General features: G+C 54.5%; 22 protein-coding genes. 14 read left to right on the top strand and 8 right to left on the bottom strand.

The window, feature by feature from the left end:
* The first annotated feature begins 90 nt into the window (after nucleotides 1-90).
* Nucleotides 91-765, top strand: a complete 675-nt coding sequence (locus WJU16_RS09025) for an SdpI family protein (protein WP_341837991.1) — start codon at nucleotides 91-93, stop codon at nucleotides 763-765.
* A 101-nt stretch (nucleotides 766-866) separates the two neighbouring features.
* Here WJU16_RS09025 and WJU16_RS09020 read toward each other — a convergent pair whose 3' ends face one another.
* A complete protein-coding gene (locus WJU16_RS09020) occupies nucleotides 867-1,331 on the bottom strand; it encodes a hypothetical protein (protein WP_341837990.1) in 465 nt (154 codons plus the stop codon).
* A 111-nt stretch (nucleotides 1,332-1,442) separates the two neighbouring features.
* On the opposite strand from WJU16_RS09020, the gene WJU16_RS09015 reads away from it, so the two are divergent.
* Nucleotides 1,443-2,198 carry an XRE family transcriptional regulator gene (locus tag WJU16_RS09015; protein ID WP_298716553.1) on the top strand — a complete coding sequence of 252 codons (756 nt, stop codon included), beginning with the start codon at nucleotides 1,443-1,445 and terminating at the stop codon, nucleotides 2,196-2,198.
* Between the two features lie 1,457 nt (nucleotides 2,199-3,655).
* Nucleotides 3,656-4,042, top strand: coding sequence for a glyoxalase superfamily protein (locus tag WJU16_RS09010; RefSeq protein WP_341837989.1), 387 nt, complete (start codon nucleotides 3,656-3,658; stop codon nucleotides 4,040-4,042).
* Here the strand turns inward: WJU16_RS09010 and pdeM are convergent.
* Entirely contained in the window at nucleotides 4,030-4,680 is a 651-nt protein-coding gene (pdeM, locus tag WJU16_RS09005) for a ligase-associated DNA damage response endonuclease PdeM (RefSeq protein ID WP_341837988.1), read from the bottom strand. The two genes, WJU16_RS09010 and pdeM, sit on opposite strands and share 13 nt — an antisense overlap.
* A gap of 77 nt (nucleotides 4,681-4,757) precedes the next feature.
* Nucleotides 4,758-7,202, bottom strand: a complete 2,445-nt coding sequence (locus WJU16_RS09000) for a ligase-associated DNA damage response DEXH box helicase (protein WP_341837987.1) — start codon at nucleotides 7,200-7,202, stop codon at nucleotides 4,758-4,760.
* Nucleotides 7,203-7,231: 29 nt separating this feature from the next.
* Between WJU16_RS09000 and WJU16_RS08995 the strand changes: the two genes are divergently transcribed.
* Nucleotides 7,232-8,569, top strand: a complete 1,338-nt coding sequence (locus WJU16_RS08995) for an NCS2 family permease (RefSeq protein WP_341837986.1) — start codon at nucleotides 7,232-7,234, stop codon at nucleotides 8,567-8,569.
* 77 nt (nucleotides 8,570-8,646) lie between these two features.
* Here the strand turns inward: WJU16_RS08995 and WJU16_RS08990 are convergent, their stop codons facing one another.
* The 5 genes from WJU16_RS08990 to guaA form a co-directional block, all read right to left on the bottom strand.
* Nucleotides 8,647-9,462 carry a sulfite exporter TauE/SafE family protein gene (locus WJU16_RS08990; protein WP_341837985.1) on the bottom strand — a complete coding sequence of 272 codons (816 nt, stop codon included), beginning with the start codon at nucleotides 9,460-9,462 and terminating at the stop codon, nucleotides 8,647-8,649.
* Nucleotides 9,463-9,712: 250 nt separating this feature from the next.
* Entirely contained in the window at nucleotides 9,713-11,311 is a 1,599-nt protein-coding gene (locus WJU16_RS08985) for an ATP-dependent DNA ligase (RefSeq protein ID WP_341837984.1), read from the bottom strand.
* Entirely contained in the window at nucleotides 11,311-12,324 is a 1,014-nt protein-coding gene (locus WJU16_RS08980; RefSeq protein WP_341837983.1) for a ligase-associated DNA damage response exonuclease, read from the bottom strand. Before WJU16_RS08980 ends, WJU16_RS08985 begins: the two co-directional genes overlap by 1 nt.
* Before the next feature lie 103 nt (nucleotides 12,325-12,427).
* Entirely contained in the window at nucleotides 12,428-13,753 is a 1,326-nt protein-coding gene (locus tag WJU16_RS08975; RefSeq protein WP_341837982.1) for an ABC transporter substrate-binding protein, read from the bottom strand.
* A 105-nt stretch (nucleotides 13,754-13,858) separates the two neighbouring features.
* On the bottom strand, nucleotides 13,859-15,397 hold the full coding sequence (guaA, locus tag WJU16_RS08970; RefSeq protein WP_341837981.1) for a glutamine-hydrolyzing GMP synthase: 1,539 nt from the start codon (nucleotides 15,395-15,397) through the stop codon (nucleotides 13,859-13,861).
* Between the two features lie 135 nt (nucleotides 15,398-15,532).
* Between guaA and WJU16_RS08965 the strand changes: the two genes are divergently transcribed.
* The 10 genes from WJU16_RS08965 (at nucleotide 15,533) to WJU16_RS08920 (ending at nucleotide 24,654) form a co-directional block, all read left to right on the top strand.
* The gene (locus tag WJU16_RS08965; RefSeq protein ID WP_341837980.1) at nucleotides 15,533-16,246 is read left to right on the top strand and encodes a head GIN domain-containing protein; all 714 of its coding nucleotides are present in this window, start codon (nucleotides 15,533-15,535) and stop codon (nucleotides 16,244-16,246) included.
* 230 nt (nucleotides 16,247-16,476) lie between these two features.
* On the top strand, nucleotides 16,477-17,229 hold the full coding sequence (locus tag WJU16_RS08960; protein WP_341837979.1) for a hypothetical protein: 753 nt from the start codon (nucleotides 16,477-16,479) through the stop codon (nucleotides 17,227-17,229).
* Nucleotides 17,230-17,334: 105 nt separating this feature from the next.
* Complete coding sequence (locus WJU16_RS08955) at nucleotides 17,335-18,471, top strand: beta-ketoacyl-ACP synthase III (protein ID WP_341837978.1); 1,137 nt, start codon at nucleotides 17,335-17,337, stop codon at nucleotides 18,469-18,471.
* Nucleotides 18,472-18,591: 120 nt separating this feature from the next.
* Entirely contained in the window at nucleotides 18,592-19,014 is a 423-nt protein-coding gene (locus tag WJU16_RS08950; protein ID WP_341837977.1) for a hypothetical protein, read from the top strand.
* A 9-nt stretch (nucleotides 19,015-19,023) separates the two neighbouring features.
* Entirely contained in the window at nucleotides 19,024-20,022 is a 999-nt protein-coding gene (locus WJU16_RS08945) for a BtrH N-terminal domain-containing protein (protein ID WP_341837976.1), read from the top strand.
* An 11-nt stretch (nucleotides 20,023-20,033) separates the two neighbouring features.
* Complete coding sequence (locus tag WJU16_RS08940; protein ID WP_341837975.1) at nucleotides 20,034-20,780, top strand: ABC transporter ATP-binding protein; 747 nt, start codon at nucleotides 20,034-20,036, stop codon at nucleotides 20,778-20,780.
* Between the two features lie 14 nt (nucleotides 20,781-20,794).
* Nucleotides 20,795-22,087, top strand: coding sequence for an ABC transporter permease (locus tag WJU16_RS08935; protein WP_341837974.1), 1,293 nt, complete (start codon nucleotides 20,795-20,797; stop codon nucleotides 22,085-22,087).
* Nucleotides 22,088-22,423 (top strand): phosphopantetheine-binding protein, encoded by a 336-nt coding sequence (locus tag WJU16_RS08930; RefSeq protein WP_341838655.1) that lies wholly within the window; start codon nucleotides 22,088-22,090, stop codon nucleotides 22,421-22,423.
* 13 nt (nucleotides 22,424-22,436) lie between these two features.
* Nucleotides 22,437-23,651 (top strand): beta-ketoacyl-[acyl-carrier-protein] synthase family protein, encoded by a 1,215-nt coding sequence (locus tag WJU16_RS08925; protein ID WP_341837973.1) that lies wholly within the window; start codon nucleotides 22,437-22,439, stop codon nucleotides 23,649-23,651.
* Nucleotides 23,641-24,654, top strand: coding sequence for a beta-ketoacyl synthase chain length factor (locus WJU16_RS08920; protein WP_341837972.1), 1,014 nt, complete (start codon nucleotides 23,641-23,643; stop codon nucleotides 24,652-24,654). The genes WJU16_RS08925 and WJU16_RS08920 overlap by 11 nt, the downstream gene beginning before the upstream one ends.
* Nucleotides 24,655-24,774: the final 120 nt, after the last annotated feature.

Genomic DNA, 24,774 nt, shown 5'->3' with positions numbered 1-24,774 from the left:
AATATTAGCAAAACTAATTTTGTTAGCAGAATAAAAATAAACTAAACAGATCCGGCGTTTGTTTTAATAGATGAACTAATCCATTTCGTTATGAAGCACACGGATTATGTGAAAGAGTTCCTGCTGCTGGTACTGTTGTTCGGCCCGATGGTGTACCTGGCATTGATTTGGAACGGGCTTCCTGCTGAGATTCCCACCAATTTCAATATCAACGGAGTGGCCGACGGGGTGGTGAACAAACGGGAGTTTCTCCTGCTGATGATATTCCTCTTTTTTACGAATGGCATGCTGTACGCGTTGTTCCGGTATATACCGAAGCGGGAAACCTGGGACGAGGCGCCGGCGGATTTCAGGATGTATATGCGTGAATATTATCGTATCCGTTTCCGGATACACATATACCTGGCGGTGTTTACGGCTGTTGTGATATTCCTGATCAGCCGCAGCAAGGAGATTTTCGTGGAGAAGTGGGTATTTGTGGGCGTGGGTTTGTTGATTACGTCGCTGGGCGTATTCCTCCGCCACCTGAAGCCGAATTATTTCGTTGGGGTGCGGACGCCGTGGACGCTGGCGAGCGATGTGATCTGGACGGAAACGCACCATATGGCGGGGCGGCTCTGGCTGTATGCGGGCATTGTGATTATGGTGGCGGGTATGTTTTTACCGGTGATCAGCGGGGTGTTCCTGTTTATTTTCGCGGGGATGGCGCTGGCGGCGTTGCCTTACATTTATTCTTACCGGTTATTTTATAAGACGCAGGGTTGAACCGTCGGATGGCACGGGAATAATGGCAAGCAAATCCCGGGCATAAAAAAAGTAAGAACGGGGAAACCTGTTCTTACTTTTTTATTATGGTGTATAGACCATTAACGGAGGGACGGGAGCAGCGCTCTGCCGATCTCTTCGCGGCCGGGCCAGGGGATGAGGGCGAGGAGGAAGAGGAAGGCGATGCCGAAGAAGATGAGGGCGAACTTTTGCTTTTTGGCGTCGCCGTCAGCTTTCTTGATTTTGGAACGGCCGATGTGCACGAGTGTGATGGCAACGAGTGCCAGCAGGGTGTGTTCTACGGTGAAAAACCGGAGGGCTTTGTTGCCCATGGCGGCGCCCATGTCCCCGAAAGCGGTTTGGGTGAGGGAGCTGGTGAACATAAGAACGAGGCCTATCAGCAGCTGGATGTCCAGGAAGATCATGAAGAAGAGGCCTGCCTTGGCATCGCCTGGGCCATAGGGCTTTTTACCGGCCACGCCTGCAATGGCGCGGAAAACGGCGATAATGCCGAATGCGAGGATCAGCCAACGCACGTACGAGTGAATGTCTAACAAAGCTTGCATATTGTTTGAGTTTGTCCGGGGCAAAAATAAGCGTTGCCTCACAGATTAAATTTTTTATTACAAAAAATGTTTGCTAATTTTGTTAGCATTGTTGTACTAAATAATTTAGGGATGTCTACTGTTTGCCGAAATCTTAAATATCTGCGCAAGCAAAAGGGCTGGACGCAGCAGGAATTTGCTGACCGCCTCAACATCAAGCGTTCGTTGCTGGGTGCGTATGAGGAGGAGCGTGCAGAGCCACGGACGGAGGTGTTGGAGCAGGTGAGTGATATGTTCCGTGTTTCGATTGACGACTTGTTGCGGCGCGATCTCAGTTCCCAGAAGGAAACTTTCCTGGAGCGGAGGCGCCAGCAGAAATTGGGCGGTACGAACCGTCAGAATGTGGTATTTGTTCCAGTGAAGGCTGCTGCGGGTTACCTGGCGGGCTTCAATGATGAGGAATTCATCGAGGAGCTGAATACATTTACGTTGCCGATGCTGGGTGCGGGTCATTACCGCGCTTTCGAAATCGCGGGGGATTCGATGTTGCCGACGCCTTCGGGGTCAGTGGTGGTTTGCCATAAGGTAGACGGTTGGGAAGATATCCGGAACAACGAGGCCTACATTGTGGTGACGAACCGCGAGGGTATCGTGTACAAACGGGTGCTCAAGAGCAATCGTTCAAAAGCGAAAGTAACCCTGGCTTCCGATAATCCTATGTACGATCCCTATTCTGTGAATATGGAGGAAGTACTGGAGATCTGGCAGGCCGATGCGGTCATCCAGAAGATGGGGCAGCAACACAAAATGAGCGTGAACCATCTCGCCGGCATGGTGAATCAGCTGCAGGAGCAGGTGAGCATGCTAAAGAAGCAGATGAAGAACTAGCATTCGCATTTGTTGTTTATCGCATCGCCGGGCTGTCGCTTAACGCTGCGAGGGCTATGCTGGTGAGTCGTATTCAGTTACGCAGGATATCCTGGTTTGTCGTACTTGATTACGCGGCATATGCTGGAATGTCATATTCAATTACGTCGTATTTGCCGGTAATCCGCAATCAGTTAGGCAGACTACACCGGTATTGCGTATTCAATTACGCTGTATATGCCGGTAGTCCGCATTCAGTTAGGTAGCCTATGCCGGTCATATTTAGTTAGGTCGCTTATACCGGTATTGCGTATTCAATTACGTCGTATATACCGGTAGTCCGCAGTCCGTTAGGCAGCCTATGCCGGTAAACCATATTCAGTTAGGCAGCCTATACCAGTATTGCGTATTCAGTAAGGCCGTGTATCCCGGTAGTCCGCGTTCCGTTAGGCAGCTATGCCGGTATTGCGTATTCAGTCACGTTGTGCAACCGGTAGTCCGCATTCCGTTAGGCAGCCTATACCGGCATTGCGTATTCAGTTACGTCGTGTATCTCGGGAGTCTGCAATCAGTTAGGCAACTTATACCGGTATTGCGTATTCAGTTACGTTGTGTATCCCGGTAGTCCGTAATCAGTTAGGCAACCTATACCGGTATTGCGTACTCAGTTACGTCGCATATGCCGGTAAGCCGTATTCAGTTACGTCGCAAATAGATGTAGCCACATTCAGTTACGTAGCCCATGCCGGTAAACCGAATTCAGTTAGGCTACCTTAGCCGGTTGACCGAATATTACTGCGAGGTTAAGTCGTTTTCCAGGCTAATACAATATTACAATGAACGCGTCCACTAAGTCTTTGACATAGAAGAATGCCATATGTCATATGCAAGGGAACTCATCATTGTTCCAACCCCAAGTTAACCATTGACAATGCCGGAGGTAACTCCGGCTTTTTTGCGCTAATGTGCATGGCTAATCACTCAATTGTTTGCCGGTGTTTTCAGTGATACCCAAGTCTTGCCTGCTTTATATTGATTTCCCCCGTTGCTGCCATTTTAGAATCCGGAGAACAATTTACCTGAATAGCATGCCGGGCGATATCGCATAAAGTTTTAATAACTCCTCACGCCATTCCGGAATTAGCTCTAATTACATAGAAGATATCGCGATGCATTTATTGTGGGACAAACAATTGTATTTTTTAAAGTTTATTGGATAGCTAAGATTTATTCCTTAGCAACCCTATAACGAAAACGACAATAGAATGGCCAATAATGGCCATAGATCGGTTTTCCTGACTTGATTATCGATTGCCAAAACGCACGCAGGCAAATGTAATCTACGATATAAGGATAGAATATAGTGTTAGAATAGGGCCGAATGAGCGGAGCGACGCCAAAAGATTTCACTATACCTTCCACTTGGGTAATGGCATTGTAATCTCTTCGTATATTTATTATTCATTCAAATCCATACCATGACACCCGAATGCATCGTCCCCATTTTCCAGGTAAGCGACCTCCCGGCCGCCATTGCTTTCTATACGAACGTTCTGGGATTTTCCGTGGATTTTGAATTCGGTAGCGTGGTTGGTATCAGCATGGGGGAAATCCAAATCCATCTGTCTGGGTCCGCATCCTCAGGCAATAAGAAAGCCATCGGTGAAGGACACGTATATATTTTTTGCGACGAAGTAGATGATTATTATAACGAAATTATCGCGAAAGGCGCCGGTGTATTCATCCCCCCGGGCGACAGACCCTATGGCGTCAGGGATTTCGCCGTAAAAGACGCGGACGGAAATATCCTTGCATTCGGGAAAAGTACGCACCCCAGGTCCGATGCGTCCCATCACACCCTGTAAACGCCGGTCCCCCCGATCACAAATACCTCCGAAGAAGGATCCGGCTCCACGCAGTAAGTGCCCGTAAACGCACTGAACGCCGGCAATATCGCACCCTCCGGCCCGAAATAAAAACAGGGAAGCCGCAACCGCTGCCTGCCATTCCCCACCATCCAAACTCCGGGATGAATGTGCCCTGACACGGCGTACAATTCTCCGCCATCCGACAATCTGTCCTTCGGGTCGTGCACGAAATACATGCCGCCCAGTGTCAGTGATTCCATCAATGCAACGTCCAGCGAAGCATACACCGCCGGATCCATGATGTCGTGGTTCCCTGTCACCAGCTCGAACCGGATATGCGGAAACTGGTTCCGCCAGATCCGGAAATACTGCACTTCAATGTTCTCCGAACTATGAAACATATCGCCCACCACGATCAACCTTTCCGGGTTGTATTTCGTGATTAGCTGTTGTAACCGGTAAAGATCATCCTGCACAATGTTCGCCGGCACCCCGATCCCCGCTTTCCGGAAATGCGCCGCCTTCCCCACATGCAGGTCCGCCACAATGAGCGCTCGCTCTTCTTCCCAAAATGCCGCCTTCCCGGCGGAAAGCCGCCAGTGATGGCCTTTGCATTCAAATCTTACATCTTCCAATTTTCCAATGATTTACCGGTCTGCGCCGGGAATTATTATTATCGAAACAACGGCCTGCTGCCTTCTAAGCAGCAGCGCTATTGCCACAACGTCATCTTTTTAATCCTGTCTTCGAGTTTCTCGCTCGTCAGTTCTTCCCGCAAACTATCCACTTTGATCGGGAAACAGAATGGTGTCAGCCGCTGCGGGAATGTGATGACGATCTTGCTGTTGCCAATTCTTTCTAGCATATCCCGCAACCGCACCTCTTCCATCTGGTAAAAAAACGCTTCGTTATAAGCCTGCCGAACGAGCATGTTCTGGGCATCATAATCCTCAAACACTTTGAACAACAACGAGGCCGACGACTGCAAATGCCGGTTGGCCTTCGATTTTCCCGGATACCCCTGGAACACGAGCCCCGCTATCACGGATATGTCCCGGAACTTGCGCCGTGCCATCTCCGTGGCGTTTACACTGCTTTGCAAATCGGCCGTCAGGTTTTCGAGGGAGAAAAGTTCGTCTGCATTGGTGTCGTCCACCGGGATGGGCTGGTCGCTCAGCAGCTCGAACCCGTAATCGTTCATGGCGATCGAAAACGTGATGGGATGCCGCCGGCTGATCCGCCAGGCAAGCAACATGGCCATCACCTCATGCACCAGCCGCCCTTCGAATGGATACACAAAAAGATGATATCCGTCTTCCGTCTGTATCTGCTCCATCAGCAATTCGTTTTCCGCCGGAATGTGCGAAAGCAGCTGCTGCAGTTCGAAGAGCGGCTGCAAGATAGCGATTTCCGGTTCGCGGGCCTGCCCTGACATCGCTTCGTGGAACTTCCGGCGGAGCATTTTCCCGAGATTGGCGGACAATGGCATCCTACCCCCGTTCCAGCTGGGCACGATGCTTTTTTTCGATTTGGATTTGCGCACCAGCACCGTCATATCCTTGATCATGACGAACTCCAGGTTATGCCCGCTCAGCCGGAAGCTGTCGCCGGGCGTGAGGCGCGAAATGAAATATTCTTCGATGACGCCGACGTACCCGCCCGCCAGGTACCGCACTTTCAACATGGCGTCGCTCACGATGGTGCCGATATGCAACCGGTGGCGCATGGCCTGTTGCTTGCTGGTGCAGTAATAGCGGTCGCCCACGAGATGAAGCTTGTGGTACTCGTCGTACACCTGCAGCGCTTCGCCGCCGGAAACGAGGAACGCCAGGCACCAGGTCCATTCTTCATCCGTCATCTCCCGGAAACAGAAAGTCGACTGCACCTCCTTTTTGATTTCCTCCGGGTTAAAACCTTCGGACACGCCGAGCGTCATGAGATATTGCAACAGTACGTCGAACGCAAGGATGACAGGCATGCGGCTTTCGATGAGGTTCTCCGCCATGGCGTCTTTCAGCGCCGCGGCTTCTACGAGCTCGAGAGAGTGGGTGGGGAGGAACCAGATCCTGCTGACAGCGTCAGGACGGTGGCCGCTACGCCCGGCGCGCTGCAGGAACCGCGCCACGCCTTTGGGACTGCCCACCTGGATCACCGTGTCCACCGGCCTGAAATCCACGCCGAGGTCGAGGCTGGAGGTGCATACCACCAGTTTGAGCACACCGGTATGCAGTGCTTCTTCCACCCAGATGCGCAGCTCGGCGTCGATGGAACCGTGGTGCAGCGCGATAGCGCCCGCCAGTTCCGGACATTCTTTCAGGATTTGGTGGTACCAGATTTCCGATTGTCCGCGTGTGTTGGTGAAAAGCAGAGTAGTGTTGCTTTCCATGATCACGGGGATCACTTTATGGAGGAGCCGCAGCCCCATATGGCCCGCCCAGGGATATTTTTCGATCTCGTCGGGGAGGATGCTTTCTACTTCGATAGCCTTGCGGACATCTGCGCGAACGATTACCCGTTCGCCAGGCTGGTTGCCCAGCAGCACGTCGAGCGCTTCGTCGAGGTTGCCGATGGTGGCGGAGATGCCCCAGATACGGAGCTCCGGGCGGAGGCCGCGGAGCCGGCTGATGCCCAGTTCGGTCATCACCCCACGCTTGCTCCCGAGCAGTTCATGCCATTCGTCGGCCACGATGGTTTCGAGGTGTTCGAAGCGTTTGGGATATTCTTTCTGCGCGAGCAGGATGTGAAGGGATTCGGGGGTGATGATGAGCACCTCGGGCATGTTGCGCTTCTGTTTCTCGCGGACGGAAACGGGCGTGTCACCGCTGCGGATCCCTACTGCCCAGGGCACGCTCAGCTCGCGGAGCGCTTCTTCCATGGCGCGGCCGATGTCTTTGGCGAGTGCCCGCAACGGCGTGATCCACATGAGGCGGAGGCCATTGCCCGTCCGCCTGCGGTAGTCTTCCGGGTTTTCGTTGATCCAGCGGATCACCGTCCCGAGGAATAAGGAAAAGGTCTTGCCGAAGCCCGTGGGGGCATTCACCAGGCCGGAGCGGCCCTGGAGGTAATGTTCCCATGCTTCTTCCTGGAAGGCGAAGGGAGCCAGTCCTTTCGCTCCCAGCCACTGTTCGATCGCTTGCCAGCCGGGTGTTTGTTTCATCAGACAATGAAATTAGGAAAAATTCCAGCATGGCCTACCTTTGTCATATGCGCGATTTCTTTCGTTTACACGAGAACGGTACCACCGTAAAGCAGGAGCTGCTGGCGGGACTTACCACTTTTTCGACCATGGCGTATATCCTGGCGGTCAACCCCATGATTCTTTCCAAAACGGGTATGGATTTCAACGCCCTGATCACGGCTACCGCCCTGGCCGCCGCCATCGGCACCCTGGTGATGGGGCTCTACGCGAAACTCCCCGTGGGCCTCGCTCCGGGCATGGGCCTCAACGCCTTTTTCGCCTATACCATCGTGCTCGGTATGGGTTACAGCTGGCAGTTTGCGCTTACGGCTGTTTTCCTGGAAGGGATCATCTTCATCTTTCTTTCCCTCTTTCATATCCGCGAAGCGATCATTCATTCCATCCCTGAAAACCTCAAACACGCCATTTCCGTCGGCATCGGCCTCCTCATCGCGCTGATAGGCATGGCCAACGCGGGGATCATCGAAACGGGTATGCGGCATGTGGGCGACGGTAAGCTCGACGGTGTGATCCTCAAAATCGGGCAGATCACCAGCGCAGGACCGCTCATTGCATTGGTGGGCCTCATTGTCAGCGCCGTATTGATGTACAAAAAAGTGAATGCGGCGCTTCTGCTGGGGATCCTCTTCGCTACGCTGGCTGGCATTCCGTTAGGCCTTACCATATGGCCCGACCACGGCATTGTAAGCCTGCCGCCGAGTATTTCACCCATTGCTTTTCAGCTGGAGTTCGATAAGATTTTTACGATGGATATGGTCGTGATCCTGTTTACGTTGCTGATGGTCAATTTGTTCGATACGGTAGGCACGCTCATCGGCTTATGCAATAAAGCCGGCCTGCTCGACGCGCAGGGCCGCATTCCCCGGGCCAAGCAAGCCTTGTTCGCGGATGCGGTGGGCACAACGGCCGGGGCGCTGCTGGGCACCAGCGTGGTAACGGCTTATGTGGAAAGCGCGAGCGGCATCGCTTCTGGCGGGAGGACCGGGTTAACGGCAGTAACGGTGGCGGTGATGTTCCTGCTGGCGTTGTTCTTCGCCCCGCTTTTCGCTATGATCCCCGTCGCGGCAACAGCGCCCGCACTCATTATTGTGGGGATGCTGATGATGGGAGCGGTGGTGAAGATCAACTTTGATGATGTGACGGAGGCGATCCCCGCCTTCCTGGCGATCGTCATGATGCCCTATACCTACAGCATCGCCGAGGGGATCGTTTTCGGGATGCTGTCTTACGTACTGCTGAAAGTTTTTACCGGGAAATACCGCGAGATCAGCCCGGTCATGTACGTGCTGTCGGTACTGTTCGTGTTGAGTTTTATGTTGCAGTGATATGTCGAAAACTGCATGGAAATAAAAAGCCGGTTGATCATCAACCGGCTTTTTGCGTATTATCCGTTGAGGTGAAATCAGGTAAAAAGCAGCCGTACGCCTACGATGAGCAATGCGCCGGCCAGGGCGATCATGATGCCTTTGGGTTTTACTTTGCTGGAAAGCCCCGCGCCCAGTTGGGCGCCCGCTACCACGCCGATGCCGATGGCGAGGGCAGTTTGCCAGCCTTCCCAGAAGCTCCCCTGGATCATGTGCACTACGGTACCCGCCAGCGACATGATCGCGAGAATGAAATGGCTCGTGGCTGTGGCGATGTGGATCGGGAAGTTGAGCACGCTGATCAGCGCGGGCACGTGTATAATGCCGCCGCCAATGCCGAGCAGGCTGCTGATGAAGCCTACGGCGAAGCTGATGAGGATGCCGTACCAGATGTTGAAACGGTACTGATGCTGTTCCCCGCTGCGCTCCGTAAGGTCGCGGTCAACGCATTTGCCTTTGAGGGTTCCTTTGGCATAGGCGCCCTGCCCGGGTTTCAGGAAGAGGAATACGGCGATTACGATGAGCAAACCCCCAAGAATCAGGTTGAAAGTGTGCCGGGAGATGACGCTGGTGGCCATGGCGCCGAGAATCGCGCCGGGCAAAGTAGCCACGGCGAAGATGGCGGCCGACCGGTAATCGATCCGCTTTTTACGGGCGTAGGCCACAGATCCGGAAGTGGCGTTCAGGCAAACAACGGCCAGCGAAATGCTCGTGAGCACGTCAGGCGCCATGTCCGGGTACATGAGCAACAGCAAAGGCATCAAAATAAAGCCGCCGCCGGCCCCGATCAAGGTGCCGAAGGTTCCGATTCCAAATCCGATTAATACGAGCAACAATGCGGCCTGCAGGTCCATCTGTTCTTAAATATTTATCACGTGTGAATAGAAACTCCTATCCGTCCCGCAAACGGTGGAAAGCCAATAATCCGGCAATGGTTGGTACAATTGCATATTCAAATTTGTGGTCATCGAATGATTGGTTCTTTCTCCTTCCGTTTTTACTACGGTTCAGGGATGTTTTGGCGGCAGGTTCAAGCTCCCGCAAACCAAAGGTAGTACATGACTTCAACACATATTCTGTAGACTAAAAGGGTAAAGGAAAGGGTCAGGATTGTTGCGCCAACAGCTGTTTGAGGTCGTCAAGTGTATTGATCTCGGAAACGGGTTTGTCTTTCCGCCAGCGGTGGATGCGGGGGAAGCGGAGCGCGATGCCTGATTTGTGCCGGTTGCTCGCCGCAATGCCTTCGAACGCGATCTCGAATACCAGTTCTGGCGTCACCGTGCGCACAGGCCCGAACTTCTCCACGGAATGTCTTTTTACCCAGTTATCCACCTCGGCGATCTCCGCATCGGTGAGGCCGGAATACGCCTTGGCAAAGGGAACCAGCTGATCGCCGTTGCGCACCGCGAATGTGTAGTCTGTATATAGATTGGATCGCCGTCCATGTCCTTTTTGCGCATACACCATCACCGCATCCACCGTAAACGGATCGATCTTCCATTTCCACCAATCCCCTCGCCGGCGGCCCACTTGGTAGGCGGATGCCGCATTTTTCAACATAATGCCTTCGCTGTTGTTGTCGCGGCTTTGTTCGCGCAGCGCCGCCAATGTTTCCCAATCGCTGAACGCGATGACGGGAGAAAGCTTCAGTGCCGGTTGGTCAACCTCTGCCACGAGGCTTTCCAGCAATTGCCGGCGCTCGCGGAGCGGGGAGGGGCGGATATCCTGCCCCAGCCATTCCATCAGGTCATACGCCAGCAGCACCACCGGCGATTCCTGCAGTTGTTTTTTAGTGAGATTTTTCCGGCCGATGCGGGTTTGCAGGTTTTGAAACGGCAATGGCCGGCGAAGGGCTTCGTCCCAGGCGAGGATTTCTCCGTCGATCACCGTGCCGTCGGGCAGTTTAGCGAGCAGGGAAGCGATTTCCGGGAATTTCTCCGTGATCAGCTCCTCGCCCCTCGACCAAAGAAAAACCTGTCCATTCCGCCGGATCAGCTGCCCCCGGATGCCGTCCCATTTCCATTCCGCCTGCCAATTTTCCGGCGCTCCCAGCACTGCGGGCCCTCCTTCCAGCGCATGCGCCAAAAAGAATGGGTACGGCCGTGAATCATCCGGATTGCTGTGATGATTATGGAGCAGCTGCGGCAGCGTGGTTTCCCGCGGGTTCCAGGTGCCGCTGATCATATGGCTCACCACGGCGCTTTCCATCGAAAAAGCCTTCGCAATGGCATTGACGATCGTGCCCTGGGACACGCCGATCCTGAACCCGCCCGTGATCAGCTTGTTGAATACAAACCGCTCGCCCGGCTGCAATTGCTCCCAGGCACTGCGTATAAAAGCCGATTTCTCCGCTTCCGGCGCCTTTTCCAGCGCGATGAGCGCCTCCATCCAATAATGCAGCGGTTTCCCCGCGTCGCGCTGTTCCGGCGGCGGTAACAGCAACGCGATGGTTTCGCCCAAATCACCCACAGTATGGTAACACTCGTTAAACAGCCATTCCGGCAACCCTGTCACCTCCCGGCACCATAGCCGCATCTGCGCGGAGTTCACCGCGCGCCGGGGCCGCCGCCCGGTGAACAGGGCCAGTACCCAGGCTTTGTCGCGCTCGTCGGCCGTGGAGAAATAGCGGCTGAGCAGCTCCAGCTTTTCGTTGGTCTTGGTGCTGTGCGAAAGGTCTGATATAAGCTGCGAGAATTGATGCATCAGGCGTTGGTTTCAGTGGTTTCCTCCTCGCCGCCGTAAGCCGTGCGCACCACTTCGGCGGGGATGTCGTTTTCTTCCAGGTACCGCGCCAGCACGCTGGTGAAACCGTGCGTTGCAAAAACTTTTTCGGCGCCGGTCGCGCGGATGGTTTGCAGCAATCCCGTCCAGTCGGCATGGTCCGAAATGGCGAAGCCCGCGTCCGCATTCATTCTTCGTGTATTCCCGCGGACCTGCATCCAGCCGCTGCAAACGCCCAGTGAGTAGGGTGCGAATTTTTTCATCCAGGCGGAATCGGACGCTGATGGCGGAGAAATAATGAGATGGTTTTTCATGTCGTTTTTAGGCGTATCCGGAGTGATAAGCTCCACTGGCGGGAGGGGCCATCCCGCCCCCAGCAACACTTCATGCGCATTGTAGATCGCACCGTGGACGAAGAACCGCTTTCCCGTATGCGCCAGGTTGTAAAGCAGCCGTTGCGCCTTCCCCAGGCTGTACGCAACGAGGATACTTTGCTTCCCCGCCGCTTCGTTTTCCCGCATCCAGGCTTCGATATCGTTGAAAATGGCCGTTTGCGGCCGCCAGCGATAGATCGGAAGCCCGAAAGTGCTTTCCGTGATGAAAGTATGGCAGCGCAAAGGCTCGAAAGCGCCGGAAATACCATCGTTTTCCGTTTTGTAATCGCCGCTGGCCACCCAGGTTTGCCCGCCCACCGTCACCTTCACCTGCGCCGACCCGATCATGTGCCCCGCGGGATGAAACGATAACTCCGCACCGCCGATCTTCACCGTCTCCCCCCAACCCGCGCCCTGCACGGAAATTTCCTTCCCTAACCGCAATTGCAGCAGCGGCACGGAATCCCTCGTGCAGAGGTAATGCCGGCTGCCCCAACGGGCATGGTCGGAATGGGCGTGGGTAATCACGGCGCGGTCGGCCGGCTTCCAGGGGTCGATGTAAAAACCGCCCGCCGGACAATAAATACCGCCTTCGGTAAATGTAAGTACGGGTTGCTGCATGGATACTTCCATCTACAACAAAAACCGGTCCGCCGGGTTGGCTGCGGCGGGCACAAAAAAAGACCGGGAGTGCCGGCCTTTTTTATAAAAAATTGTCTTTCAGTTAATTAATAGCGTTCATCTTGAAGTCCGCGCTATCGCCTTTCTGAATGATATATATGTTTTTGTTCTCGAAGTAATCGGGCGTTTCAGCGTTTTCCTGCAAATACACCGGTTGGTAATTGAAGGTGGTGAAGACGCGATTGCCCGGTTTGTTGAGGTCTTTGTTGAAATACAGCCCATCTTGCGTGATGGCATTCGCGAAATACCAAACTGCTTCGAATCCTTTGAACGCCATGTCCGATGGGCGGGATTTATACTTATGGCGGAAAGCGTCCGTCAGGTATTTGCTGTATACGTCAGACTTGTCGTTGTAGTAAGGCGAGGTATAATACAGCGTGATGCCTTCGAATTCGGGTTCTTTGAACTTCATCACGTCCCAGGTGGGCATGCCGAAGATGTGCATCGGGTAAGTGGCGCGCTGGGTGGCCAGTTTGCGGAGGATGCCTTTGGCGCCTGCTTCGTCAAGCGCGGTCACGATCAGTACGTTGGGCCGGTCGGTGAGCAGGTATTGGGAGAGCTGCGATTCAGTGGTCGCGTCGCTCCAGATCACTTCGCGGATACGGGATTTCTTGTCGTAATCCATCTTTTCGAATGCGGACTTGATATGGCCGTAGATCCCAGCTTCAAAGGGCGTGTTGCGGCGGAGGACGAGGATGTTTTTATTGGCGAATCCTTTCTGTACGTAATCTTGCACGGCTTCCACGTGGGAGCGGAGGGTGCTGTTGGTGATGAGGAAGAAGGGGTTGCCGTTGATGCCGCCGTCGTTGGGATAGGTGGCTGATACGAAGTTGATCTCTTTTTGTTTCGCGAAATCGCTCAGGGCTTTGATTTCAGGTGCCGTCACCGATCCGATGATGAGGTCGGTATTATTGAGGCGGCCGTTGCGGATGAGCGTGGCCGGGTCGTTCTGGCGGGCTTTGCTGTCGTACACCTGCACATTGAATTTAGCGCCGAGGCGGGCCAGGGAATCGAGGGCGAGCTGTGCGCCTTCGTAGAATTCGAGGCCGGGGAGTACGTAGCGGGGCATAGTGCGGCCGGGGATCTCCAGGGAAGTGGCGAAAACGGAATCGAGGTAAAGCGGCGCGAAGAGCGCGATGTTGTACACGTCTTTTTTCACATCTCGGGAAAATGCGGGAACATTGAAGGGGACCCGCGCAACGGGTTGCTCTTCAACGGGTTTTTTGGGTTCTTCCTTTTCAGGCTTGCTCAGCGAAGGAGGAGGGCCGTCCGTTTTCTGAGGCGCCTGGCGGAAAATTCCGCAGGCAGAAAGCAGGAGCATGAGCGTCATCGGGACCATCAGCCTGCTCAAAAGATTCGTTCGGTTCATGAGGCCAAATTTGCAAAAATCATTCCATGGATAAAAACAGATACGAATTACAAATGAATAAAATTGTTCATCCGTAATTCGTAACTGCTCATTATTGCGGGAATATTATTCCCATTCTATCGTTGCCGGCGGTTTGGAGCTGATGTCGTACACCACGCGGTTGATACCTTTTACTTTATTGATAATGTCGTTCGAAACCTTGGCGAGGAACTCGTAGGGGAGGTGCGCCCAGTCTGCCGTCATCCCGTCGGTCGACGTTACGGCGCGGAGCGCTACGGTGAACTCGTAGGTACGTTCGTCGCCCATCACACCCACGCTCTGAACGGGGAGGAGGATGGTGCCCGCCTGCCAAACCTGGTTGTACAGGCCCATTTCGCGGAGCAGTTCGATATAGATGGCATCTGCTTCCTGGAGCATGTGCACCTTTTCAGGGGTGATCTCGCCGAGGATGCGGATCGCCAGGCCGGGGCCTGGGAAGGGGTGGCGGGCCAAAAAGATGTCGCTGATGCCGATCTCCTTGCCAACGCGGCGAACCTCATCTTTAAAGAGGAAGCGAAGCGGTTCCACCAGTCCCATGTTCATCTTTTCCGGCAAACCGCCCACGTTGTGGTGCGATTTGATCGTGGCCGAAGGGCCATTAACGGAAACGGACTCGATCACGTCGGGGTAAATGGTACCCTGGCCGAGGAACTTAATGTCTTTCAATTCTTTAGATTCCTGCTGGAACACCTCGATGAAGAGGCGGCCGATGATCTTGCGCTTGGTTTCCGGATCGGAAACGCCTTTCAGCTCCCCGTAGAAAAGATCTTTTGCATTTACGCCTTTCACATTGAGACCCATATGTTTATACGAGTCGAGCACGGTTTCGAACTCATCTTTGCGCAGCAGGCCGTTGTCGACGAACACGCAGTACAGGTTCTGGCCGATGGCTTTATGGATCAGTTCCGCCGCAACGGTGGAGTCTACCCCGCCGCTGAGGGCCATTACCACCTTGCTGTCGCCCACCTGTTCCTTGATACGGGCCACGGTCTCCTGGACGAACGCCGCGGGCGTCCACTCCTGGTGCATGCCGCAGATATGAACGAGGAAGTTGCGGATGATTTGTTTCCCTTCGATGGAGTGCGTTACCTCGGGGTGGAACTGCACGGCATGGATGGGGTTTTTGGCGAGCGTGAGGCTTTTGAAGGCCGCCACGGGAATGTTATCGGTATGAGCGATGGGGGTGAAAACTTCGGGCAGGCGAACGATCGTGTCCGCATGGCTCATCCACACCTGGCTTTTCAGGTTTACGTCGTAGAAGAGGGGCTCTTCCTTGTCGGAGTGTTCCAGGAAAGCGCGGCCGTATTCACGGGTGCTGCTCTTGGCCACTTCGCCGCCGAAAACCTTGGCCATCAGCTGCGCGCCGTAGCAAACGCCGAGTACCGGAACGCGCTCCGCCATGGCGGCGATGTCTACCACCGGGGCCATCGGGTCGTTAACGGAGAAAGGTGAACCGGAAAGAATAATGCCTTTAATACTGTCTTCCCATTCGATGGGCTTGTTACATGGCTGTATTTCACAATAAGTATTCAGTTCCCGGATGCAACGTGCAATCAGTTGCGTATACTGGGATCCGAAATCGAGGATCAGGATCTTTTCTGTCATGGTGGTGCAAAGATAAAGGAATTTCGGACTTCGGATTTTGCTTTCCCACAGATTCGCGCGAAATTGCCGGAAGTACCCTATCTGGAGATTTTATCGTATTTTTCGCCCATACCCTCGTTCTAAATCAACTGCTGTATGAAAATGCAACTCACGCTGATGGCCCTTCTCCTGTGCGCAATGCCATTTATGACGGCATGTGACTCGGTTAGCGGAAGCGGCCGCATAGCCACCGAAAACCGTTCTATACGCCCCTTCGCCCAATTGGAAGTTGCGGGCAGCATGGATGTATATATTACCCAGGGCCGCGGCGGAACCGCCCAGCTCGAAGCAGAAGACAATATTCTTCAGTTCATTGAGTTAATAGAAGAAGGCGACAAGCTCCGGGTTCGATTCCGCAACAATGTCAGCATCCGTACCAATAAAGACGTCAAGGTTTACCTCGCTACCGAGCGCCTGAGCATGGTGGAGGCCGCCGGATCGGGTGATATTAAAATAGAAGGCCATTTCACCAACGATGTGCCTGTGAAACTCAGCATCGCTGGTAGCGGCGACCTGGAAGGCGGCTTCAGCGCTCCTGAAGTCCGGGTGAATATCGCCGGTGCGGGTGATGTGGAAGTAAAAGGCGAAACCCGCGACCTGAGTGTGGACATTGCCGGCAGCGGCAATTGCGACGCCTCCGAACTGCTGTCCGAAACTGCCGACGTGAACATCGCCGGCAGCGGTAACGTAAAACTCCATGCCAGCCGCGCCATTAAAGCCTCGATCATGGGCTCGGGCGATATATATTATAAAGGAGAACCGTCCGTCAATCTCAACAAGATGGGATCGGGCGGCGTCCACAAGCAATAACGAATTGAAAAACTTTTGTATGTTTGCAGATTTTATTGGAACATACGACTGCCGTATATGAGTCAACTTCCGAAGATATTAGTGGTGTACTACACCCAAACGGGCCAGCTGAAGAGAATCATTGATCATGTGTTAGCGCCATTGCAGGGCAAGGCGGAGATACAGTTCGAGGAAATCGCGCCGGTAAAGGATTTTCCTTTTCCCTGGCCCAAACAGGTTTTTTCGATACCATGCCGGAAACCGTGCTGGCCAAACCCCGGGCCATCCAACCCCTGAAAGTTAATCCGGACGAGCATTTCGACCTGGTTTTACTGGCTTATCAGCCCTGGTTCCTGTCGCCTTCGCAACCCGTCGCCGCTTTCCTGCAAAGCGAGGAAGGGAAGCGCCTGCTGAAAGGGAAACCCGTGGTCACCCTGCTCGGCTGCCGCAATATGTGGATCAACGCGCAGGAGAAGGTGAAACGCTATCTCCACGCCGCCGGCGCGCATTTGGCGGGGCATATAGCGCTGGTCGACAAGCATCCCAACCTCGTTTCCCTCATCACGATCCTCCGCTGGGCCACCAAAGGCAAAAAAGATGCGTTTTTCATCTTCCCGCCTGCCGGTGTGCAGGAGAAGGAAATCGTGGAATCGGCCAGGTTTGCGGAGCCAATCGGTAATGCCCTCGGCACGGGGAACTACGGAAACCTGCACCAGGACCTCCTCGCGCTGAACAGCGTGGAAGTGGACCCGGGCCTCATCGTGCTCGAAATGCGCGGTGTGAAACCTTTCCGGTTCTGGGCCAATTATATCAGCAAAGCCGGCGAACCGGGGCATCCAGCCCGCCAGGCCCGCGTTACCATGTACCGCGTGATCCTCCTCGCCGCCATCCCGATCCTGAGCCCGTTTACCACCATCGCAGGATGGTTGCAGCTCACGTTTGGAAAGAAGAAGCTTAACCGCGATGTAACATATTACAAAGGAATACAGCTGCGCGAAAACTGATAAAATTCTATATTTACGGCCGCTTAAACAATTTAACAACCCTGAAATGATTCCGGCGCCCCGGCGCCGTCTCTTCAGATCGACAAAAAAGGACAACTCACTGCGATGAAAGAAGTATATATAACGAGGCTCTCCAAATTTTTGCCGAACGAGCCGGTAGCGAATGAAGAAATGGAAAGCATCCTCGGTATGGTGGATGGTAAACCTTCCCGGGCGAGAAATATCATCCTGGGAAACAACAAGATCAAGACGCGTTATTACGCACAGGACAAAGCAGGCAACAGCACGCACACCAACGCGGAGATGACCGCCAATGCCGTACAGTCACTTTTCGACGATAAATTTCCGATCACCGAAATGCAGCTCCTGGCCTGCGGCACAACCAGCCCCGACCAGATGCTGCCCAACCACGCCGCCATGGTGCACGGCATCCTGAAATGCCAGCCCGTGGAGCTCATCGCCGCCACCGGTGCTTGCGCCGCCGGCATGCAAGCCTTCAAATACGCCTGGATGTCCGTGAAATGCGGCAATACGGCCAACGCTGTGAGCACCGGCTCCGAGAAATTCTCCGCCTGGCTGCTCTCCCGCAACTTCGAACCGGAAACGGAAAACCTGAAAAATCTCACCGAAAATCCCATCATCGCCTTCGAAAAAGACTTCCTCCGCTGGATGCTCTCCGATGGCGCCAGCGCCGCCCTGTTCCAGGACACACCCAACGAAGAAGGGCTCAGCCTGCGGGTAGATTGGGTGGAAATCGCTTCCTACGCCCATGAACTGGAAACCTGCATGTATGCCGGCGCGGTGAAAAATGAAGACGGTTCCACCAAAGGCTGGACCGACATGACGCCGGAAGAGTGGTCCGCCAACAGCGTGTTCTCCTTCAAACAGGATACCCGCCTGCTCGGCAAGAACATCGTGCCTTCCGGTGCTAAAATGTGGAAACAGCTGGTGGAGAAATACAACATCGACATCGACAAGCTCACCTGGTTCCTGCCGCACCTCTCTTCCGAATTCTTCCGTTCGAAGATCGATGAGGAGATTAATCGCGTGGGAGCGTATATCCCGCAGGAGAAATGGTTTACCAACCTCACCCGCGTGGGCAACGTAGGCACGGCTTCCCCGTATTTCATGCTGGAGGAACTGCTGAACCAGGGCAAACTGAAAAAAGGTGATACGATCGTGATGATGGTGCCCGAAAGCGCGCGTTTCTCTTACGCATACGCAGGCATCACCGTCGTTTAACCGCCGCGGTCTGACGATACACAAGCGAATTTCCATGCAGCAGCCGCCGGATAATACCGGTGCCTGCTGCATTTCAAATAATATCAGGGGGCTGATCCCTCATCAAAAAACTGCAACAACATGAAAAAAGATGAAGTTCCGCAGGACGGCGACAACCTGCACCACGGTACGTTCAAGCAACTTTTCTACGCAGTGGACCATCAGGGCGATTACACCACGGCCACCAGCATCGGCTGGGAACCGGAAAACGTAGCGCTCAGCCAGGCCTGGGATGAAGTCGAACAGCGCGTGGCCGACACCAAAGCCAAAGTGGAAGCCGGCGCCCTCAGCCCCATTGCTTATTATATGGAGCGCACACTCCTCGACCTGCCATTGCTGGCCCTCAAGGCCGGGAAGTTCCAGTGGCAGGTGAAGCGGCATATGAAGCCGTCGGTTTTTAAAGGGTTAAGCGATAAGATGACCGAACGCTATGCCGAAATCTTCGGCATCCCCGCCAGTACCCTCCGCAGCGGCGAACTGCTTCCTTTCAAGCGCCCAGCATAATCAACAGACATGACACAATTCAGCCACACGCAAACCGCCCACTGTGAAAGCGGCGTAATATCCAACCTCTTCGGCCATCATGGTCTCCACATCAGCGAGCCCATGGCCTTTGGTATCGGGGCGGGTATTTTTTTCGGCCACCTGCCTTTCGTGAAAGTGAACGGGGTGCCCGGCTCCACCTACCGCATCTGGCCCGGCGCCATCTTCGCCCGCGCCTGTAAAAGGCTCGGCGTGGAAATGGAATCGCACAAGTTCGGCAGTGTCGATAAAGCCATGAAAGCCCTCGACCAGATGATCGACAAGGGCGTTCCGGTGGGCATGCAGTCCAGCGTGTACTATCTTCCCTACTTCCCCGAATCCTACCGTTTCCATTTCAACGCCCATAACCTCGTAGTATATGGAAAAGACGGAGACGACTACCTCGTTTCCGATCCGATCATGGACACCGTTACCCGGATCGATACCGAAAGCCTCATCCGCGCCCGCTTCGCAAAAGGGTTTCCTGCCCCCAAAGGGAAGATGTATTACCCCTTGAACGTTCCGCAGGAAGTGGACTTCAATGAACCCATCAAGGCCGGCATCGCGCAGGCATGCCATTACATGCTCAAAATCCCCGTGCCCATGTTCGGCGTGAAAGGCATCCGCTTCCTCGCCAACCGGGTGAAAGACTACCCCGCTAAAGTGGGCGACCGCCGCGCGGCGCTCTACCTGGGCAATATCATCCGCATGCAGGAAGAAATCGGGACCGGCGGCGCAGGGTTCCGCTTCATGTACGCCGCATTCCTCCAGGAAGCCGGATCTCTCCTTGATAAACCCGAACTGAACGATATCGGCCGCGAGCTCACCATCGTTGGCGACAGCTGGCGTAACTTCGCCGCAAATGCCGGGCGCGTCTGCAAAGCCCGCTCAGCTGACAACGTTTCGTACGGCGAACTGAGCAAAATGCTTGTTCAAATCGCCGGCCAGGAAGAAAATGTATTCCGCCGCTTGTCCACCGTTAAACTCTGAAGATAGCCGACATGAACAGCATTGCCGTGAAGGATCTGCAGAAAACCTACGCAGGAGCACTGGTCCCCAGTCTCTCCGGGCTTTCGTGCGCATTCGCGGAAGGGAAGATCGCCGGCCTCCTGGGGCCAAACGGCGCCGGTAAAACCACGACGATCTCCATCCTTTGCGGACTGGTGGAACCTACCGGCGGTTCCGTCGAAATCCTTGGCATGGCGCAAACACCCGCCAACCGGGAAGCCATCAAAAGGGTTATCGGTGTGGTGCCCCAGCGGATCGCGCTTTACCCGCAGCTCACGGCTTTCGAAAACCTCCGCTACTTTGGGAATCTGTACGGCTTCAGCGGCCGCCCGCTAAAAGATAAAATCATGCACCATCTCGAAGCGTTCGGGCTGGAGAAAGCGGCGCATAAGGAAACCGGGAAGTTTTCTGGCGGGATGAAACGGCGCGCCAACATCATCGCGTCGATCCTCCATGAGCCCAGGCTCCTGGTGCTCGACGAGCCCACGGCCGGGGTAGATGTGCAGTCGCGCAGCATGATCCTGCAGTTCCTGCGGGATTACAACGCGAAAGGAAACAGTGTAATTTATACATCACACCTGCTCGAAGAAGCAGAACAGATATGTGACGAAGTGGCCATCATCGACGAAGGGAAACTGGTGACCCAGGGTACGCCCTCCGGCCTGATCGGCCGCCACGGCCATTGCCGCAACCTGGAAGACGTGTTCCTCCATTACACCGGCCATGCCGTGCGGGATTAAAAAGTATAGCAAACATGTTAAGGATCATCGCCACGATACGCAAAGAATGGTTACTGCTGCGCCGCGACAAAGCGGGGCTGGCGCTGCTGTTCGCCATGCCGCTCGTGCTCATCACCGTGATGGCCCTCATCCAGGACGCGCCTTTCAAAGATTACCAGGAAGTGCAGTTCGATATCCTTACCGTTGATAACGACCATGGCCGGCTGGCGCGGTACGTCCGCGAGGGATTGCAGCAGGGCGGGCAATTCCACGTCATCGATTCCATTGACGGGCAGCCATTGTCGGAAGAACAGGCGAAGGAAATGGTGGCGGAAGGAAAGTATAAGATCAGCATCACCATCCCCAAAGGCGCAACGGCAGAGATCGTCAGTAATGCCAATAAAATTGTAAACGATATTTCGAAAAGAATGGGCCTGCCGTCGCAATTGCCTGTGAAGGCCCTGTCCAACGATTCCCTGGCCGTACAGTTGTATTTCGACCCCGCCGCCAAGAAAGCATTCAAAAGCGCGATCCACCAGGCGTTGGATAATTTTCTCACGCAGGTGGAAACCGATCTGCTGCTGGAGCGAATCCAGCTGCAACTCCGCAGCCGCGACAGCCTTAACCAGGATACTTTCCCCGCCATCCGCCTCAAAGCCGTGGCGCTCCGGGAAACAAGCCTGGGAGAGGGAAAGCAAATTGATGTGATTTCCAATTCTGTACAACACAACGTTCCGGCCTGGAGCATTTTTGCGATGTTCTTCATCGTGATCCCTATTGCGGGGAATATGATCCGGGAGCGGGAAGACGGGAGCCTTGTGCGGATGAAACTCATCCCCGGCAATTTCCTGTCGGTGCTGACGGGCAAACTGTTGTTTTTCGTCGGCATTTGTACCGTACAGTTTTACCTGATGATCCTTGTGGGATTGTACCTGCTGCCGCAGCTGGGATTGCCCAAATTGCAGGTAGGTGTGGACCATGCCGCAGGATTTCTGGTGGCCGCCAGCATCGGTGTAACGGCCACGGCATACGGGATACTGATCGGCACGATTTTCAAGACCCCTAACCAGGCGCTCAATTTCGGTGCGGTGAGCATTGTGATCCTGAGCGCTATCGGCGGCATCTGGATTCCGTTGGAGATCATGCCGGAATCGATGCAGCTGATCGGCCGGTTGTCGCCCCTCAGCTGGGGCCTGGATGCCATCAACGACATTTACTTGCGTAACGGCCATATCCGGTATGTGCTCCCAGATCTGGCGAAGCTGCTGGGATGCGGCGGGGCCATGCTGCTGGTGGCCGCTGTGGTAGAGCAACGCAGGATCGGATAAATAACAATTTTCATAACAGCGGTAAAACAACTAATTTTACCCGCTGGAATACGCCACAGGCGTAAAACCTACAACAACATGGAAGCATTAAAACTGAAACTCAAACAGCAGATTATCGAAGCGCTGAACCTTCAGGATACCAAACCGGAAGACATTGACGACAATGCCCCCCTGTTCGGCGAAGGCCTCGGCCTCGACAGCATCGACTCGCTGGAACTGATGGTGCTGCTGGAAAGAAACTACAAGATCAAAGTGGAAGACCCGCGTGAAGGCCGTAAAATCCTTCAGAGCGTACAATCCATGGCGGAATTCATCATGAGCAAACAGGCGGCCTGATCCGCGGAACCGTATGGCAGAACGTGTGCTGATAACAGGGATGGGTATGGTCTCCGCCATCGGGAATAACGTGGAGGAGAATTTCCGCAGCCTCCGGGCGCAACGGACCGGCATCGGGTATGCGCAATATGTGGATACCATTCATGCGGGCAAGTTACCGGTAGGCGAGGTAAAGTGCAGCTCGGAGGAATTAGCGGAAATGGCCGGTCTGACCGACGCCACCGGCTTCACCCGAACCACGCTCCTCGGGCTGGTGGCCATGCAGGAAGCTTTGTTTTCCGCGGGCATCAACGATGCCCGCGACACTCCCACCGCATTCATCAACGCCTCTACGGTAGGCGGCATGTGCGATACCGAGAAAATTTACTTCGATATCCTCGACCCCGAAAAAGAAGGAACCTTCCTGCAGCTCATCGATACGCTGGACTGCGCGGATTGCACCCAGCGCATCGCCGACCGGGTGGGCTTCACTACATACGTTACCACGATCAGCACCGCATGTTCTTCTTCCGCCAATGCGCTGATGTACGGCGCGCGGCTTATCCGCGCGGGGCTCGTGGAAAGGGCGGTATGCGGCGGAACGGAGGCCCTTACGCGTTTTACCATCAACGGATTCAACTCACTGAAGAATATCGACAAGCGACACTGCATGCCTTTCGATAAAGACCGCAATGGCCTGAACCTCGGAGAAGGCGCGGCATACCTGGTGCTGGAATCGGAAAGTTTCGCGCAGCGCCGCAAGGCAAGGCCCATGGCCGAACTGAGCGGGTGGTGCAATACCAACGAGGCCTTCCACCCCACATCTCCCTCCCCCGAGGGCGACGGCGCGTTTGAGGCCATGCGGAAAGCGCTGGCCATGAGCGGGCGCACGGTGGCGGATGTGCAGTACATCAACGTTCATGGTACGGCAACGTTGAATAACGACGTGTCGGAAGGCCGGGCTTTGGAGCGGCTCTTCGGAGACGACGTTCCTTCGTTCAGTTCCACCAAACCTTTTACCGGTCATACCCTCGCGGCAGCCGGAGCCATAGAGGCCATCTATTCCGTGTTGTCGATCAACCGGCAGATGATATGGCCGAACCTTAATTTTACCGGGCGCATGGAAGAGCTGCGCATCTCGCCGGAAACACGCCTGCTGGAAGCGTCGCCCGTGCAAAACGTGGTGTCCAACTCCTTCGGGTTTGGCGGCAACAATGCATCACTCGTGATCAGTAAGTATGGAAATTAAGTGCTACATACAGGCCAGCGCGGCGATATCCCCGCAACAGAGCTTTGAAGGAAGTTATGAGCCGCAATTCCTGCCGCTCACCGAGCGCAACCTCCTGCGCGTGCAGGAGCCGGGATATGCCGGATTCATTCCGCCTAACAGCCTGCGCCGTATGAGCCGCTTGCTGAAAATGGGGCTCACCACAGCACTTCAGTGCCTGCGCAATGCCAATTCCCCTGTTCCCGGCGCCATCATCACCGGTACGGGTCGCGGCAGCCTGCAAGACACAGAGAAGTTCCTTCACGATATCCGCACGTATGAAGAAACGGCCCTCAACCCCACGCCGTTTATCCAGTCGACCTACAATTCCGTGAACGGACTGATTGCCCTGCAACAGCAATGCACAGATTACAACAATACTTTTGTACACCGCGGCTTCTCCTTCGAACACGCCCTGCTCGACTCGCTGCTGCAAATTCAGGAAGGTGCGGAAAGCGTGCTGACGGGTGGTTTCGATGAAATGACCATCGAGCATTTCTTCATCAAAAGCCGCATCGGTTACTGGAAGTCCGTGCTCACCCAGCCAGCGGAGATGCTCGCGTCCGGTACGCCGGGCGCCATTGCCGGGGAGGGCGCAACGTTCTTCCTGATCGGAACAAACCCGGCGGCAGTTGAGCTGAAAGGGATGCAGATGCTTTATAAGCCGGATGCAGCGCAGGTAACGGAGAGCCTCACACAATTCCTCGTAAAGCATGGTGTTGAAAGCGAAGCCATAGATTTGTTCGTAAGCGGCCGCAGCGGTGATGTGCGATTCGATCATTTTTATGATATCGCCGAAGGATCACTGCCGGCTTCCATTGCGAAGGTACACTTCAAGCAATTTTGCGGGGAATACGATACCGCAGCGGCATTCGGGATGTGGACCGCCACGCAGGAATTACTTTCCGGGCGCCACAAAACAGCCCTCCTGTACAATCATTTCTACGGAGAACAACATACGTTCATCCTCCTGAAACAGCATTAATTTTTGTCTTCTTTTTTTACGGCTATGTTCTCCGAAACGGGTCCAGTAAATGCCTGTTCCGGTGAATACGGGGGGAACCGCGAGTAATGTCGGTAAACCGCCAGGAGCCTGAGAGAATTA

The organism is Chitinophaga pollutisoli (assembly GCF_038396755.1).
Taxonomy (GTDB): Bacteria; Bacteroidota; Bacteroidia; order Chitinophagales; family Chitinophagaceae; genus Chitinophaga; species Chitinophaga pollutisoli.
The sequence above is the reverse complement of the archived record's forward strand: the minus strand, read 5'-3'. Positions and strand labels throughout refer to the sequence as shown.